Below are 14,531 nucleotides of genomic sequence, written 5' to 3' on the forward strand. Positions count from 1 at the left end.
GGCATCATGCGTTCTGGATTACAACGTGAAGAGATTGAGTTCATTATGGGGCTATTTAGCTATAATGAAGCAACCGATAAACCAGTGGCTCCAAAAAAGCAGCCTGTAAAAGCTGACACTAAAAAAGTTGATACAGCGCAATATAAAGCAAACTACAAAGCAAGCTATATCAATTAGCTTAATTAAGTAAGCAACTTTGAGGCAAGAAAACCGCGTTGATAGCAAGGCAAAAATTTTGCTATTTAGTTGTTCTAAATGAAAAATTTTTAACGCTGCTAGCATCAGGTTTAATCCCTCAAATTGATTAAGTATTATTGCTGATTGATATCGTTTGACCTAACTAAGGGTAGCTCATTACAATGGCGCACCTTTGGAATATAACGCCTTGTAATGAAAAAACACTCACCTAAAAAAGAACTGATTTTACTGCCCGTTTTATTCGTGGCTATTTTACTTTGTGTTGCAGGTCACTTCCTACTCCAGCCCAACTACCAAGACAGCCATACCGTTGAGTATTTACTCGCTGCACTGCCATTTGCCTTGTTTGGATTGGTGATTATCGCCTTTAAAGTTGCCAGTAAAAACGATAACCAAGAATAGATCACAACACGTGATAGCCAAACCAATCGGGTTTCATTGCTTGAGCTTGCCCGCTTGGCGTTAATTTGATTGATAAGTTGCTATCTAACAAGTCAATCGCAAAACAATCGTCTACATCGTGTAAGTCATCTTTATGAAGATGAGTCATTCCCGCCAATAAAGACTCTTTAGCGCGTTGCTTTGCTTCTTCACTGCTACGGGCAACATACAATGCAAAATCATGTTGCTCTGCAAGACTATCAGCTCGGTAAGCACCTAAATTTACAAAGTATAGTTTTTCGGCTTGGTGATGCGCACTATCAACCACTTCGACCTGATAACCATCAATGTGCTGAATTTGCATGTAGCTATCCATGTGTACGTTGCTTTTATCACCCACCCATTGTGCTTTTAGTTTTGAGTAGGTTTGCTCAATGCTATCGCCTACGACAAATCGAACGTCGTGCATTTCAATGTGGCAACCTTGAATACGACCGCCCAGATAGACTAAAAAAAGCGCCATGTTTTTCCTTATATTAAGCTTTCAACATTAATGTTGTGCTTTTTGATTAATTTATAAAAATCTGAGCGATTACGTTTCGCAAGCTTTGCGGCTTCGGCAACATTACCCGCTGACATTTTCAGCGTATTAATTAAATAATCTCGCTCAAATTCTTTTTTTGCATCATTTAACGAAAGTGGCTCAGCAATACTAACATTACTATTTAATGCACTCTCAACTAACTGAGCAGCTATCACTTTACCAGGTGTAAGGGCTACTACCTGCTCTATCACATTTTGTAATTGACGGATATTACCCGGCCAATCATAGCGCACCAAAGCATGCATCGCATCATTGGCAAACTGCTTTTGCTCTTGCCCCATACGTTTAGCAATTAGACCTGCAAAATGCTGTGCTAGCAAACTAATATCTTCTCGGCGTTCACAAAGCGGAGGCAGTTTTAAGTTCACCACATTTAATCGGTAATATAAATCTTCACGGAACTGCTGATTATTGATTGCCTCTGGGAGGTTCTTATGAGTCGCCGACACCACCCGCACATCAATTGGGATCTCTTCTTGAAAGCCCACAGGGCGAATGGTTTTCTCTTGTAAAACCCTCAGTAGTTTTACCTGTAAATTTAGCGGCATATCACCAATTTCGTCTAGAAAAAGGGTCCCACCTTGAGCTTGTTGAAACAAACCTTGATGGTCTTTGACTGCGCCTGTAAACGCGCCTTTTTTATGCCCAAACAATTCAGACTCTAAAAGCTCCCCCGGCACAGCGCCACAGTTAATTGCCACAAATGGCCCATCACTAACATGGCTATGTTGATGTATCGCTTGTGCAAGCAGCTCTTTACCTGTGCCGCTAGCACCGGAGATCAACACATTCACTTGCGTTGGACCAAGCAATTTAACTTGCTCAAGTAAATGCAACATCGCGCCGCTACGGGTGACAATATTTGTTTGTGTCGGTGTTTCATCACCGTGTACACCATGGATCTCAATAGCTTTAGCAAGGCTGTCGAACAGCTCATCTTTATCAACTGGTTTGGTAATAAATGCAAAAATACCTTGCTTCGTCGCTTCCACTGCATCAGGTATCGAACCATGTGCTGTCATCATAATCACCGGCATTGAAGGGTAACGACTTTGTAACTGGCGATGTAGAGCCATGCCGTCCATTTCATCCATTCTTAAGTCAGTGATCACCGCATCATAGGTTTGGTTTTTTAACGTTTGTAATGCCTCAATGCCACTTTCGACTGTGCTTACCAAATAGCCTTTAGACTCAATTCTAATCGCTAGTAACTTTAATAAACTCGCATCGTCATCTACTAATAAAACCCGTGGTTTTGTTACTTCATTCATGGTTACTGCTCCTTGGTCTCTTCACGTAGCAGAAGTTGTTGTTCGATAGTCGCAAGCGACGATAAGGTTTTTTCCATTTCATCACTCAGTGCTTGCTTAGCTTGTTTTGCCGCTAAATTCTGTTGTAAATATTGCTTTTGTAACCATAGATACTGCTTAATATCATCTGGCCAATAAAAAGCATGGTCACTTTTTTCAAGCTGACTAAGAGCTTTTTCTGGCTCTGAAGCACCGAGTAAACAAATCGATTCAAACAGACGCTTTAGCTCATTTTCACCAACATAATTTGCTTTATCAGAGCTTGCTTTAAAGCCACCGCACTTGGCAGCATGCCAAGCAATGACTGTACTTGCAGGCGGGTATAACGGCTCACTTTTCGGCCGAGGCTTGGGGTTAGGTTGCCCTTGAGGTTTCACTTCTGCTGTCGGCTCTACTTGCTCTGCCTCAACATGCTTTTGCGTGATCGTGCACCCTGTTATAAAAAGTGTGCCTATAACAAGCATAAAACTGGCTTTATTCGCTAAGCCCATATCAGTTAACTCCTTGGGTTAATTGAATTGGTAAAATGGCTGTAAATACACATCCTTGTGGGTCATTATCAGTAATAGAGAGCTTACCGTTTAATTGTTCAACGGTTTCTTTAACTATGGTTAAACCAAGCCCGCTGCCCATTTCAGTATGTTGTTTTGCATTCTTACCTTGGTAAAAAGCCCCAAACACAGCGGCTTTTTCTGTATCCTCTATCCCTACCCCTAAGTCGCTGACACTCAAAATTAACTGTCCCTGCTTTAAGCTTGCTTTTATTGTCACTGACTCATGTTCTGGCGAAAACTTTAGCGCATTTGAAGTCAGCTGAATGAGCACCATTTCAAGTAGCTCAATTGAGATAAACAAAGCTTTATTTGGTAATTCATTCACCCACACAATGGATAAGTCACGCGCTGATAATCGGTGCTCAAAATGACGCTCAATTTTGTTCATCATCAAATTAAAGTTAAGCTCGCTTAGGCTTTGCTTACTGGTGCGAATGGCGTTGTAACTCAATAAGCTTTCAATCATGGCTCTGAGTCGCACCATACTTTGCGTTATTAGCTCAAGAACGGCTTGTTGCTCGCTATTGATAGGACCAACAATCTCATCTGCGAGTAAGTCTGTGCCTTCAACCATCGAAGCTAGGGGCGTTTTTAATTCATGTGTCACATGGCGTAAAAACGTATCTTTTTGCTGCTCAAGCATATGTAACTGCGCTTGAACCCACTCTAATTTATTACCTAATTCAACTAACTCTGACGAGCCGCGAACTTGAATTTTTTGCTGCCAGTGACCTTGTCCAAGTTTATCAATCACATGTGTGAGTTCTCTGAGCCGCCCGCTGATCCGCCAAAGAAAGCCGCCCCCGACCAATAACGTGAGTGGAATTAACGCAACTAACCAATTAATAAATGAAGCTTGAAGCGCTTTTAATTGCTGCTGATTTTTTGTGATGCGCAATTCATTTTGCTCTTTGAGCCAATTTGTTTGCTCACTGATAAGCTTACTAGCGGGTGCAAACAGCTCACCATCTTGCTTTTGTTCTATTAATAAATGCTGATGCGCAAATTGTAATACCTCAGCCAATTGCCGCCACTGCGAGACATAATCAGCGGTTGGGCTTAAGAAAATGAGCTCATCGACACTTTGCAATGACGATTGCCACTTGTAGGCAATCAAGCTATCGAGGGATTCTCTTTTAAGCACCCAGTTTTGTCGAGTTGCTCGTTCAAGGCTATTTAAGTCTTGTTTGAGGTTGTTAAATGCTTTAGTAATCTCGTAATTGTCACCGACGATTTCTTGAGTCACTGCAAGCTGCTTATTGAGCGCATTTAAAAATAAAATCACCACCAAAGATAACGGTAGTAAAGACAGCAAAATGCTACAGACGAACTGGCCAATAAGACTAGGTCGCCAATTGAGTAACTGTTTTATTTTTATCGCTACTGTATTTTGCATATTCACTCTCAACATAATTGCAGATGCTGATTATTAGCGAACAAACTTAGACACTCGCTGAATCCGACCTTAAAAAGTACTGATTTCCCCCCAAAAACCGATACAAAGTTGCTATTTGGCAACAAACTAACTCATTGAAATAAAATAGATAAACTTTTAACACCTGAAAATCGTTGCAAAAAAGACACAACACCCTGTAACTATTTCGCATTCAAATCCACACAAAAACCATAACCACCTGATAACTAATAACTTTTAATATTGGCACTGATTTTGATTAGTACTAAGCAAATTAGTTATTTAGGACACAAAATGAAAGTAACGGCCCAGGTAGCCATCCTGCTTATAAGTCTCATCTCGGTAAGTAGTTATGCACTAGATTTGCAAACAACGTTTAACGAGCTAGATAAAGACAGCAATGGTTTTTTGAGTGAGGCAGAAGCATCTGAAGATGCCTTGTTGCACGGCAACTTTACGCAAATTGATAGTAATCAAAATGGCCAAATTTCATTTTCTGAGTTTCAGTCGTTTATTCAATAGGAGATTGTAATGAAACAACTTTTAGCTGCATTCTCGCTGATGTTTTTAGTTATCAGCGCCACCGTTTTAGCATCACAAATGGATGTTCGATTTGCTAAATTTGATACAAACGCCGATGGCGAGATTTCATTAACTGAAGCAACCAAACACGATAACTTACTTAAGCAATTTGCCGATCTGGATGAAAACGGCGATCAGGTTTTGTCTGAACAAGAGTTTGAAAAATTCAAACCTTAACGGCTTAAAGTGCTTGCCATAATCCCAGAGGGAATGTGTAAACGGATTTAAATTTTGGGAGTTAAATTATGGCAAGCACTTTTATTTAGGAGGCAATTATGAGAATTTTCTGGCTTGCTCCATGCACCTTAATTACTATAAGCTTCAATAGCTTAGCATTGGACGTAAAACAACGCTTTGATCACCTAGATAAAGATAAAAATGGCTTTTTATCTGAGCAGGAACTGTCATCGCAACCGCACTTGCAAAAACGCATAGCGCAGTGGGATACAGATAAAGATCAACAAATCTCGCTCCTTGAGTTTAAACACTATTTAACAAACAAGAGTTAAAGTAATGTCAAAATTAACCTTTGCCAGCCTAGTTTTAAGTTGTGCATTTAGCACAATGAGTTTTGCTGCAGATAGTATTGGTGAAAAATTTAAACAACTTGATCGTAATGACGATGGTTACCTGACTCGCTCAGAGTCTGCGAGAGACCCAGCTCTGTGGTCGCGATTTAAAAATTACGACAGTGATAAAGATAATAAATTATCCCTCAGTGAGTTTAAGATTTATGCGAGCAAATAAAGAGTTATAGTTAATTATTAATCTCTGCTGAGTTGCAGTTTACTGCAACTCTGATACTGTTTTCATAAATCAATAAAAACTATTAGAAGATTATGAAACTCATCATCAGCTTACTCGCAACAGCTTCACTTAGCTGCTTTGCCAACACCACTGTTATTTATAATGTAAATGGCTATACGCCTACCTATAAAGGCGAAACCCAACACTTTTCTGCACTGGTTTTTAAAGACGGTAAAATCGTAAAAACAGGCAATGACTCAATTAAAAATAGCTTTCCTGACGCCACCGCAATTGATGGCAAGCAAGCCACATTGTTACCAGGCTTAGTCGATGCTCATGGCCATGTGATTGGTTTAGGAAATAACCTTTCACAACTTGATGTCAGGAATACGCGCTCGGCAGATGAGGTTGGCAAAATGCTGGCTGAGTTTGCCAAAGATAAACAAAGTTGGATCATTGGTCGCGGTTGGAACCAAGAGCAATGGCCTGGCGGTAAGTTTCCAACTGCAGCTGATTTAGACAAATACGTAAAAGACAAACCTGTGGTACTTTCTCGCGTTGATGGTCATGCTGTGTGGGTTAACTCAAAAGCCATGGAACTTGCAGGTATTACCAAACAAACTTCCTCTCCTGCCGGCGGTGAAATTTTAAAGCTAGATTCTGGCTTACCTTCTGGGGTGTTCATTGATAAAGCCGAAACGCTTGTTACCCAACATGTACCAAAAGCAAGCCATGCCAGCATTAATACAGCCTTAGATAATGCAGGTAAACATCTACTAAGTTTGGGTATTACATCAACCCATGATGCCGGTATCGATTATGACACGTGGCAAGTGTACAAGCAGCGCTCTGAGCAAAGTACTCTTCCTGTCAGAGTCGTAGCCATGCTAAGTGCTGCCGATCCTCAATTAGAAACCATGCTCAAAGCGGGTAAATATAAAGACATGAATGACATGCTGTCGATTCGCAGTGTCAAAGTGTATGCGGATGGCGCTTTGGGAAGCCGAGGCGCAGCCCTCATTGAAGAGTACGCTGATCGTAAAAATCATCATGGCTTAATGCTTGAAACTCAAGAAAAGCTTGAGCAGCTATTTAACCTAAGCTTTTCCCATGGCTTTAGTGCAAACACTCATGCAATTGGTGATAAAGCCAATCACGTAGTACTCGATGCGTATGAAAATGTGTTCAAAAAAACCGGTGGTATTTTACTTCGTAACCGAATTGAACATGCACAAATTGTGACTCCTGAAGATATTCCTCGTTTTAAAACATTAAAAATTATTCCATCAATGCAGCCTGTTCATGCAACCTCTGATATGCATATGGCAGAGCAGCGCCTGACTGAAAAACAGCTTGAAGGGGCGTATGCTTGGAAGACCTTTTTAGCACAAGGCTCAGTGATTGCAGCGGGTTCTGACTTTCCAGTGGAGCTTGCTAACCCATTTGATGGTTTATATTCGGCCATCACCCGAATGGATCATAATCAATTACCAGAAGGCGGCTGGCGACCACAAGAGCTGCTATCGCGTGATGAAGCTTTGCGTGCATTTACTTTAGGTGGTGCTTATGCTGCACATCAAGAGTTTAAGGTAGGCAGTTTAGAGCAAGGTAAATGGGCTGACTTTATTTTGATTGATAAAGACTATTACAAAGCGCCAATCTCAGAGATCCACGATATAAATGTGACGCAAACTTGGATTGCGGGCGAGCTGAAATATAAAAAAGAGGAATAATATTACTCGGCGTCAGCTTTTTGCTGACGCTTTAATTTAACGATGTGGTAAATATTCACAAACGCCAGTAAGCCATTAGTGAAGGCAACGGGCACGGCTCCTATTGCTAATCCGTAGAAGGTAAATGCAATACACCCTGCTAAGTTAAGCCAACGTAGTTTTACTACATCGCTCATTGTCAAAGAAGCAACCAACAGTGCTGACGCTAAATAGCCTAAATATTCCCAACTCAATTGTTCTCTCCTAGGCTTTAGGTTAGCATTGGAGCTTGTCATTTTTTTTGACGCACTCTGTGCTATTTTGACAATAAAATAAAAAAGCTAACTTACTAAAAACCTTGTAAAGCTTAAGAATAACCTTGGCTTTAAAATCATTACACGGGAAATGAAGGTATCAGTAACGTGAAACACCTTACTAGCAAGTTAGCGTAAATTCTTAGAATCTTAATGCTAACGTCATTAAGATGTAATAAATAGGACAATTGTCCGAAGAGCGGCGTTAATGTTTCAATATCATTTTTCAAGCTATCTTGTTGACCAATTACTGACATTTGCTGGCAGCAGTTTTCAACAAGCTAAAAAAGAGGTGCTGATCCACCAAGATCAACCCTTGTCAAAACTCGTATTAGTGAGAAGCGGCACAGTGTCGTTCAGCTATGACGTGGGTAATGGCCGACGCCTTCTTTTAGGCCAGCTTGATTGTAACAACACACTGATAGGTGAAATTGAAGCTCTGAATAACTATCCGTGTATTTATACAGTTACGTGCTTTAGCGATGTAAGCTATAACCTAATAGAGCTCAAGCATTGGCGCGCACTACTGTTAGAAAAGCCAGAGTTAAGCTTGTACACAGCGCAAACAATTGCCGCTAAATTCCAAGAAAACCAAAAAATAAACTTAGATAAGCTGCTATTACCACTTAGCTACAACATAGCTAAAGATTGCTTATTAAGAGCTGAAAACAGCAACCCAACGTTACTGCGTGCCTACCCTACCGTAAATGCTGAAGCTGAGCGCTTTGCTACCACCGAAAGAGCATATAGACGCGTCGTTACAGAGTTAGTTGAAAAAGGCTTAGTGCAAAGAAGTAATCAAGGTTTACAAGTAGTAGATATCGACAAGCTTAGTGATTACGTCGATAGTTTTGCGCAGTTATAAGTGTAGGACACACTCATAACTGCAAGGGTATTCAAACTTACTTTTCTAAAAGTAAATCATGAATATTAGCTAAATCTGACTTACCTTCGATAATTTCGTCTGGCGTTAGGCCTGAAAGCTCATGAGGGAACACTAACCACTCTTCAGACTCATGAATGAAGTAATCTGGCACCATGTCTACTTTTGAGTTCTTCGGCTTGTAGTATGGGCAAGCAACGCGAATATCACGTGGTAGGTTTAAACGCATTAATTCAGAAAGCTTTTCTTTTAATGCAAAAATACTGCGGCCAGAATCGAACACGTCATCAACGATTAGTAATGAATTGTCTGCATTGGCATTTTCAATGATGTAATGCAAACCGTGAACTTTAATCTCTTTAGATTGCTGGTTAATACCGTAATACGAAGAAGTACGCACTGCGATATGGTCAGTTTCGATGCCTTTGTAATCGTAATATTCTTGAACTGCGATACCAATTGGTGCACCACCACGCCAAATACCAATGATGAAATCAGGACGGAAACCATCTTCATAAACTTGTGCCGCAACACGAAATGAATCTTCAAGAAGCTGCTGCGCAGTGATATAGCACTTATCTGACATAAATAGAGACCCCAGTGTCAATTGATCATTCTAGTGTAGCTAATTTAATAAAAACTAACCACAGGATGAGAAAATGTGGGGCGGGATTTTATACTAATTTACTCAAAAAAGCTTGTATCAGTTTGTAAAATTCCCCTTTAGATCAAAAAAGCCCCTTAACTTAGATAAAGTTAAGGGGCTTTTAATTAGGGCGTGTTGGCCTTTGTGGATTAAATTTGTTCACTCTAGGGACGATTTAATCGCGGCGCGAGATTTGTAACCTAGTGGGCTAAGTAAAAATTGAGCAACAAAGAGTTAATCGCCCCTAGGAAGAACCCGAAGGGCAGCACGTGTTTGGCATTAATGCTGCGTTATCGCCTATTTATGTGGAACAACCACACTACATTGGCTCTGCCTTGTCTAAATACCAAACACACTGCTGCAAAGTTAATCATAAAAGGTCAACACGCCCTATAGATAATTGCTTATGCTTTTTCTAGTAAAGTTCTTGCAACGGTACGCATACCTTGTGTTGTTGCGCCTGCAGCCCACTCGCTTGTGCTACCCATGTTAAATGCAGCAGCAAGGTCTATGTGCACCCAACCTTTACCTTCATTTGGCACAAAGCGTGATAAGAAACCAGCCGCATTAGAAGCACCACCGTAACCACCACCTTTTTGAGGACGGCTATTTGCGGTATCTGCATATGGCGACGGGCAATTTTGTTGATGCCATTTTTCAAGTGGTAATGGCCATGCAGCTTCCATTTCTTGCTCTGCAAAGTCTTGTACGTCACGTACAAGCTCTTTATCAAGACCGAACAATGCATTGTACTCTTGACCAACAGCAACAAGCGCAGCGCCTGTTAGTGTTGCCGCATCAATGATTAATGGCGCGCCAGACTCACCTGCAGCCATTAAGCCATCAGCTAGGACTAAACGGCCTTCAGCGTCAGTATTAACGATTTCAACTGTAGTGCCATTTTTATACGTTAAGATATCACCAAGTTTGTAGGCATGACCTGAAATTAAGTTTTCAGCACAACATAAAAACAATTTAATACGTTTGTTGATACCACGGCTAATAGCAAGTGCTAAGCCTGCAGTTACTGTAGCAGCACCGCCCATGTCGCACTTCATGCCTAACATGCCTTCACTTGCTTTGATTGAGTAACCACCTGAGTCAAAGGTAATGCCTTTACCAACTAAAGCGGCCGCAACAGGTGCGTTTTCGTCGCCCGTTGGGTTGTAATCTAATGCTAATAATACCGGTGGACGCTCACTACCACGGCCTACCGCGTGAATACCAATCCATTGTTGCTCTAATAAAGCATCGCCTTTAATGATTTGGTAGCTTACGTGCTCAGGCGCTAATGACTGAATAAACTCAGCAGCTTTACCAGCTAGGCTCTCTGGGAAAATATCATCCGCAGTGCCATTGATCATTTGACGAGCCCACGTCGCAGCTTGCTTTAACGAAGTCAGCTCTTTGCTGTCTGTTTTTGCATTTTCAACAAACTCAATTGCGTCTAAATTCTTTGGTGATACAAAACCTTGATAAAAAGCCCACTGTGTTTCTGTGCACCAAACATCGCCTACTAAGGCAATATTTTTTAAGCCTTGATTAGCTAACGTACGTGCTGCTTTTTGTACGTTTTTAAGTGTATCTTGCTCAGTTAAATGAACAGTTGCGCCTTGTTCAGTAAAAGAAAGAGCGGCTTTTTCGCCCCAATGTGCGGCAGCGCCCTGCTCGCTAAGTTGAACTAGAAATTTTTCTGACATGTTAGAATACTCTTTGCGCTAAAAATGTTGATTGAGTTTACTACAGCCAACGTCAGTTCCCAACAGCTTGCGATAAATAGCGTTATGAAGTGTGGTTTAATCCGCGTAATGAATCACTTACAATAAAGAAAAACCAATCAGGTAAAGTCATGAAGTTTACTCCTGCATTACAATCAGCCACCTTAATTAAGCGCTACAAGCGCTTTTTAGCCGACTTAAAAACTGCCGATGGCGCAGAGTTTACAGCTCACTGTGCTAATACAGGCAAAATGACGGGCTGCGCAGAGCCTGGGTTTAAGGCTTTTTATTCAACCAGTGATAATGATAAACGTAAGTACCCTCAATCCTTGCAATTAACTCAGAACCAATTCGACCACTTAATTTGTGTTAATACCGCTATTGCAAACCAGGTTGTGCTAGAAGCTTTAAATACAGGCGCGATTGCTGAACTTGTTGACTATCAAACCATTGCTGCAGAAGTAAAATACGGCCAAGAAAATAGCCGTATCGACTTTTTACTAACAGATGAACATAAACCCCATTGCTATGTAGAAGTAAAATCTGTGACATTACTTTCACAAACAGAACCACACTCCGGACAAGGGTATTTTCCGGATGCAAAAACTGAACGTGGCCAAAAACATGTCAGGGAATTAGTAGAAATGGTACAGCAAGGGCATCGTGCCGTTCTGCTTTTTGCAGTTTTACACGACGGTATCAATCAAGTAAGTGCAGCAGAACATATCGATCCGAAATATGCCCAGCTTTTGACTGAAGCTATAAAAAAAGGGGTTGAAGTGATTGCTTATAAAGCAGAAATTTCAGCCAGCCAGATCAGACTGGCTGAAAAAGTACCTTTTATTGCTTAGTCATTGACAGGTCGACTTCATCAATCAGGTTAAGCTCAATATCTTCATCTTTAAAAAGTAAAGGTCTAAGCTTAGCCGACTGAGAATAATAGCGACTTTGATCATCAAAATGTTCTGAATGTGAGTCTGAACTTTGTGACATAGTTAACAAACCTTTTGCCTCAGGGCCATTTTCTGTAAAGTTCATTACAAACATCCAACTAGAGCCATAGTTAACAGGGTATCCCTGCGGCGTTAAGTTTGATGCAAGAGGTTTACCCGTCACAGCATCATTTAGAACAGCATAATCCGTGTAAGGGATCAGTGTCGAACGCGTTAAGTTACTGCGATCATATCTGAACACGTTAAACCCACCTTCCACATGCATAGGACCAGCCCAAGGTAGCTTTTCACCTGAGCCACTGCCACCGGCAAGTGATTTTTCGACAAACTGTAATTCATCTAAGCGACTATCCAGTGCAACATTATTTGCTTGTAAATTATAAACAGCATGTGCCAATGCAGTTAAAGCAACTTTATCTTTGCGTAATGTATTTGGCGTATTAGCAGGGTTAGTCACATCAAAATTGTCATAAAGATGTTGGTCTACATCAAATAAGTGCGCAAACTCACGAAATAGAGCAGCACCTTGCGTATCTAAGTTCATTTTACCATCGGCATTAGCTAATAAATCGCATGCTTGGCTAATATCAACTTGCATACCATTGCTTAATTCTATTGGTAAGTCCCCTTGTGCAAAACATTGTAATGCCAGCTCTTCAAACACTAAACTATCAAGGTAAAAGTGATTACCGACTAATGCCTGCTCTAACTCATCCAGGGTAAATTTAGCATCTTCGCCTCCTCCTTGTTGAAGAAGTTTCAATCCCATTCGTGTTCTTAGTGATAAGGGTTTATGCACATCACCATATTGAGCCGCAAAGCCGATGAGTGGCTCGTTAAGGTTAGTAACCCAATAGCTGTCATTAGAGTTTTGTACATAATCTGTGCGTGTTAATTGCGGCGCTTCATTAAATGGTACTTTGCCTTGGCTTTCAAATAGCTTCATATTGCCAGGAACAATGTCAAAGCCGACGGATTCTCTTAAAGCAACAAGCTCTGGTTGTAATCGAATTGCTAAATTCGCTTGATCTTCAAGCTTTAAAACCGTGCTATCGTCAACATAAAAGACATTACCTTGTTTGTCTGCTGCCATGGTGTTATTGAAAGACACACCATCAAACTCAGCAAAGGCTGCTTTCATATCTTCAAGGCTTACAGCTTGGTTTAAAGCCGACCACTGAGCAACGACATCCATATTAAATTCGTTAGCATCTTTTATCGTAAATGCTTGAGTATCACTCCAACCTAAGCCATTTTCTGCAGGTGTTTCGAGCATTAACCCATGATGGCTGTAATAAAATGGCTTGCTCAACTCGATTGTGCTGCCAGCACCTGTAGCCACTTCAACTGTAACGACTTTTTCAGTAATTGAGTACTGCTCATCTTCAACGCTATAGCTCATTTTATCATTTTCATTTAAAGCCAATTGATAAATTAAAAAGTGGCGCGCAGTCGAAAAAGTATGCGTCCAAGCTACATGCTCATTAAAGCCAATATTAATAACGCCCGGCATTCCCTGAAGACTCCCCCCCATTACATCCATTGCACCAGGTATGGTCAAATGAGACTGCCAAAACCGCAAATTTCCCTCATAAGGAAAATGTGGGTTAGCGAGTAGTCCTCCTTTGCCATTGGCCATCATGTCTTTACCAAGACCCCAGCCATTTGAACCTAAATGTTTATATTTTTTTTCAAGTTTAAATTGCGCAGCTTGCTGAGCAATGTTGTTAGTGATACTAGAAACCGCTGAAGGAGCACCGCTCATTGGTACAGGTAAATATTCATTGCTATCCCCAGGGTTGGCAAAAAAGGCTAACTCTAAGAAATTAGCCGAACTGGCTAACTGTACGGTAGCCATTGAATAGGCAAGCATATCTTGTGCTGTTAGTTGAATTACCCAAGGTTGCGATGCACACTCTGGTGCAAGGTTTTCAACACCGGTGTCTGTTACGTATTTATTAAACCCTTGTACAAACCCCTCGTAGTGGGCGCGGCTGTCTTCATTGAGTTCATCATAATGCTGCAGGGCGTATTCGTTAACTCCCAATGCTTTATAACCAAAGTCTGATATTAAGTGCTGTGAATCTCCACTTCCAGCAACCTTATCTGGGCCATAGTATTTTGAGCGTTCGCCTCGCACTTTAATAATTTGGTCCATTAATAAGCAAGCATGATCTTTTGCATATGCAAACCCTGCTCCAAACGCCAAACTTTCTAAGTTTGCTGCTGTAATATGTGGCACACCATAGGTTGTCCATCGCACATTAGCTTGTAAAGTATTGCCTTCGGAAAATGCAGGAATATCTACTTTTACAACTGGATCTGGGTCGGGGGTAACAACGGGTGCTGTGGTGTCATTGTTATCATTATCTGAGTTACAGCCGACGAGCAAAGCCGCAGCAATACCGATTAGCAGGGGATTGAGTTTCATTGTGGATCCTTATTATGATTGTATGTCCACCCCCCAGCTTGCCTTAAATAGTAGGCTAAATCTTGACCTTTCACGCAAAAAATT

General features: G+C 41.0%; 17 protein-coding genes. 9 read left to right on the forward strand and 8 right to left on the reverse strand.

Going from position 1 to position 14,531, the window contains the following annotated elements:
- Window positions 1-6 precede the first annotated feature (6 nt).
- Together JIG37_RS19990 and JIG37_RS19995 are read left to right on the forward strand one after the other, a co-directional pair.
- Window positions 7-177, forward strand: coding sequence for a hypothetical protein (locus JIG37_RS19990; protein WP_199530143.1), 171 nt, complete (start codon window positions 7-9; stop codon window positions 175-177).
- A gap of 213 nt (window positions 178-390) precedes the next feature.
- Complete coding sequence (locus JIG37_RS19995) at window positions 391-600, forward strand: hypothetical protein (protein ID WP_054551195.1); 210 nt, start codon at window positions 391-393, stop codon at window positions 598-600.
- A 1-nt stretch (window position 601) separates the two neighbouring features.
- Here the strand turns inward: JIG37_RS19995 and JIG37_RS20000 are convergent, their stop codons facing one another.
- From JIG37_RS20000 to JIG37_RS20015, 4 genes are read right to left on the reverse strand one after another with little or no spacing between them, the layout of a single operon-like run.
- A complete protein-coding gene (locus tag JIG37_RS20000) occupies window positions 602-1,102 on the reverse strand; it encodes a DUF1543 domain-containing protein (RefSeq protein ID WP_054551194.1) in 501 nt (166 codons plus the stop codon).
- 8 nt (window positions 1,103-1,110) lie between these two features.
- Window positions 1,111-2,454 (reverse strand): sigma 54-interacting transcriptional regulator, encoded by a 1,344-nt coding sequence (locus JIG37_RS20005; protein WP_063527941.1) that lies wholly within the window; start codon window positions 2,452-2,454, stop codon window positions 1,111-1,113.
- A 2-nt stretch (window positions 2,455-2,456) separates the two neighbouring features.
- Window positions 2,457-2,984: a hypothetical protein gene (locus JIG37_RS20010; RefSeq protein WP_199530144.1), complete on the reverse strand. Its 528-nt coding sequence runs from the start codon at window positions 2,982-2,984 to the stop codon at window positions 2,457-2,459.
- 1 nt (window position 2,985) lies between these two features.
- Window positions 2,986-4,443, reverse strand: coding sequence for a HAMP domain-containing sensor histidine kinase (locus tag JIG37_RS20015; RefSeq protein WP_199530145.1), 1,458 nt, complete (start codon window positions 4,441-4,443; stop codon window positions 2,986-2,988).
- Window positions 4,444-4,755: 312 nt separating this feature from the next.
- Here JIG37_RS20015 and JIG37_RS20020 point away from each other — a divergent pair, with 312 nt between their 5' ends.
- The 5 genes from JIG37_RS20020 to JIG37_RS20040 all read left to right on the forward strand — a co-directional run bounded on the left by JIG37_RS20020 (window position 4,756) and on the right by JIG37_RS20040 (window position 7,523).
- Complete coding sequence (locus tag JIG37_RS20020) at window positions 4,756-4,983, forward strand: EF-hand domain-containing protein (RefSeq protein ID WP_199530146.1); 228 nt, start codon at window positions 4,756-4,758, stop codon at window positions 4,981-4,983.
- 9 nt (window positions 4,984-4,992) lie between these two features.
- Complete coding sequence (locus JIG37_RS20025; RefSeq protein WP_054551189.1) at window positions 4,993-5,220, forward strand: hypothetical protein; 228 nt, start codon at window positions 4,993-4,995, stop codon at window positions 5,218-5,220.
- Window positions 5,221-5,318: 98 nt separating this feature from the next.
- Window positions 5,319-5,552, forward strand: a complete 234-nt coding sequence (locus JIG37_RS20030; RefSeq protein WP_054551188.1) for an EF-hand domain-containing protein — start codon at window positions 5,319-5,321, stop codon at window positions 5,550-5,552.
- A gap of 4 nt (window positions 5,553-5,556) precedes the next feature.
- On the forward strand, window positions 5,557-5,790 hold the full coding sequence (locus JIG37_RS20035) for an EF-hand domain-containing protein (protein WP_054551187.1): 234 nt from the start codon (window positions 5,557-5,559) through the stop codon (window positions 5,788-5,790).
- A gap of 92 nt (window positions 5,791-5,882) precedes the next feature.
- On the forward strand, window positions 5,883-7,523 hold the full coding sequence (locus JIG37_RS20040) for an amidohydrolase (RefSeq protein ID WP_199530147.1): 1,641 nt from the start codon (window positions 5,883-5,885) through the stop codon (window positions 7,521-7,523).
- Between the two features lie 2 nt (window positions 7,524-7,525).
- Here JIG37_RS20040 and JIG37_RS20045 read toward each other — a convergent pair whose 3' ends face one another.
- Window positions 7,526-7,756 (reverse strand): YgjV family protein, encoded by a 231-nt coding sequence (locus tag JIG37_RS20045; RefSeq protein ID WP_054551185.1) that lies wholly within the window; start codon window positions 7,754-7,756, stop codon window positions 7,526-7,528.
- A 268-nt stretch (window positions 7,757-8,024) separates the two neighbouring features.
- On the opposite strand from JIG37_RS20045, the gene JIG37_RS20050 reads away from it, so the two are divergent.
- On the forward strand, window positions 8,025-8,681 hold the full coding sequence (locus tag JIG37_RS20050; RefSeq protein WP_054551184.1) for a Crp/Fnr family transcriptional regulator: 657 nt from the start codon (window positions 8,025-8,027) through the stop codon (window positions 8,679-8,681).
- Between the two features lie 37 nt (window positions 8,682-8,718).
- On the opposite strand, the gene JIG37_RS20055 is transcribed toward JIG37_RS20050, so the two are convergent.
- Both JIG37_RS20055 and pepB read right to left on the reverse strand, forming a co-directional pair.
- The gene (locus tag JIG37_RS20055; protein WP_138616378.1) at window positions 8,719-9,285 is read right to left on the reverse strand and encodes a phosphoribosyltransferase family protein; all 567 of its coding nucleotides are present in this window, start codon (window positions 9,283-9,285) and stop codon (window positions 8,719-8,721) included.
- A gap of 464 nt (window positions 9,286-9,749) precedes the next feature.
- Window positions 9,750-11,045: an aminopeptidase PepB gene (gene pepB, locus JIG37_RS20060; RefSeq protein ID WP_054551182.1), complete on the reverse strand. Its 1,296-nt coding sequence runs from the start codon at window positions 11,043-11,045 to the stop codon at window positions 9,750-9,752.
- 149 nt (window positions 11,046-11,194) lie between these two features.
- Here pepB and sfsA point away from each other — a divergent pair, with 149 nt between their 5' ends.
- On the forward strand, window positions 11,195-11,914 hold the full coding sequence (gene sfsA / locus JIG37_RS20065; protein ID WP_138599599.1) for a DNA/RNA nuclease SfsA: 720 nt from the start codon (window positions 11,195-11,197) through the stop codon (window positions 11,912-11,914).
- On the opposite strand, the gene JIG37_RS20070 is transcribed toward sfsA, so the two are convergent.
- On the reverse strand, window positions 11,904-14,447 hold the full coding sequence (locus JIG37_RS20070) for a penicillin acylase family protein (protein ID WP_199530148.1): 2,544 nt from the start codon (window positions 14,445-14,447) through the stop codon (window positions 11,904-11,906). The genes sfsA and JIG37_RS20070 overlap by 11 nt on opposite strands.
- Window positions 14,448-14,531: the final 84 nt, after the last annotated feature.

The sequence above is a fragment of the Pseudoalteromonas sp. bablab_jr010 genome, assembly GCF_016464105.1.
GTDB lineage: Bacteria > Pseudomonadota > Gammaproteobacteria > Enterobacterales > Alteromonadaceae > Pseudoalteromonas > Pseudoalteromonas simplex.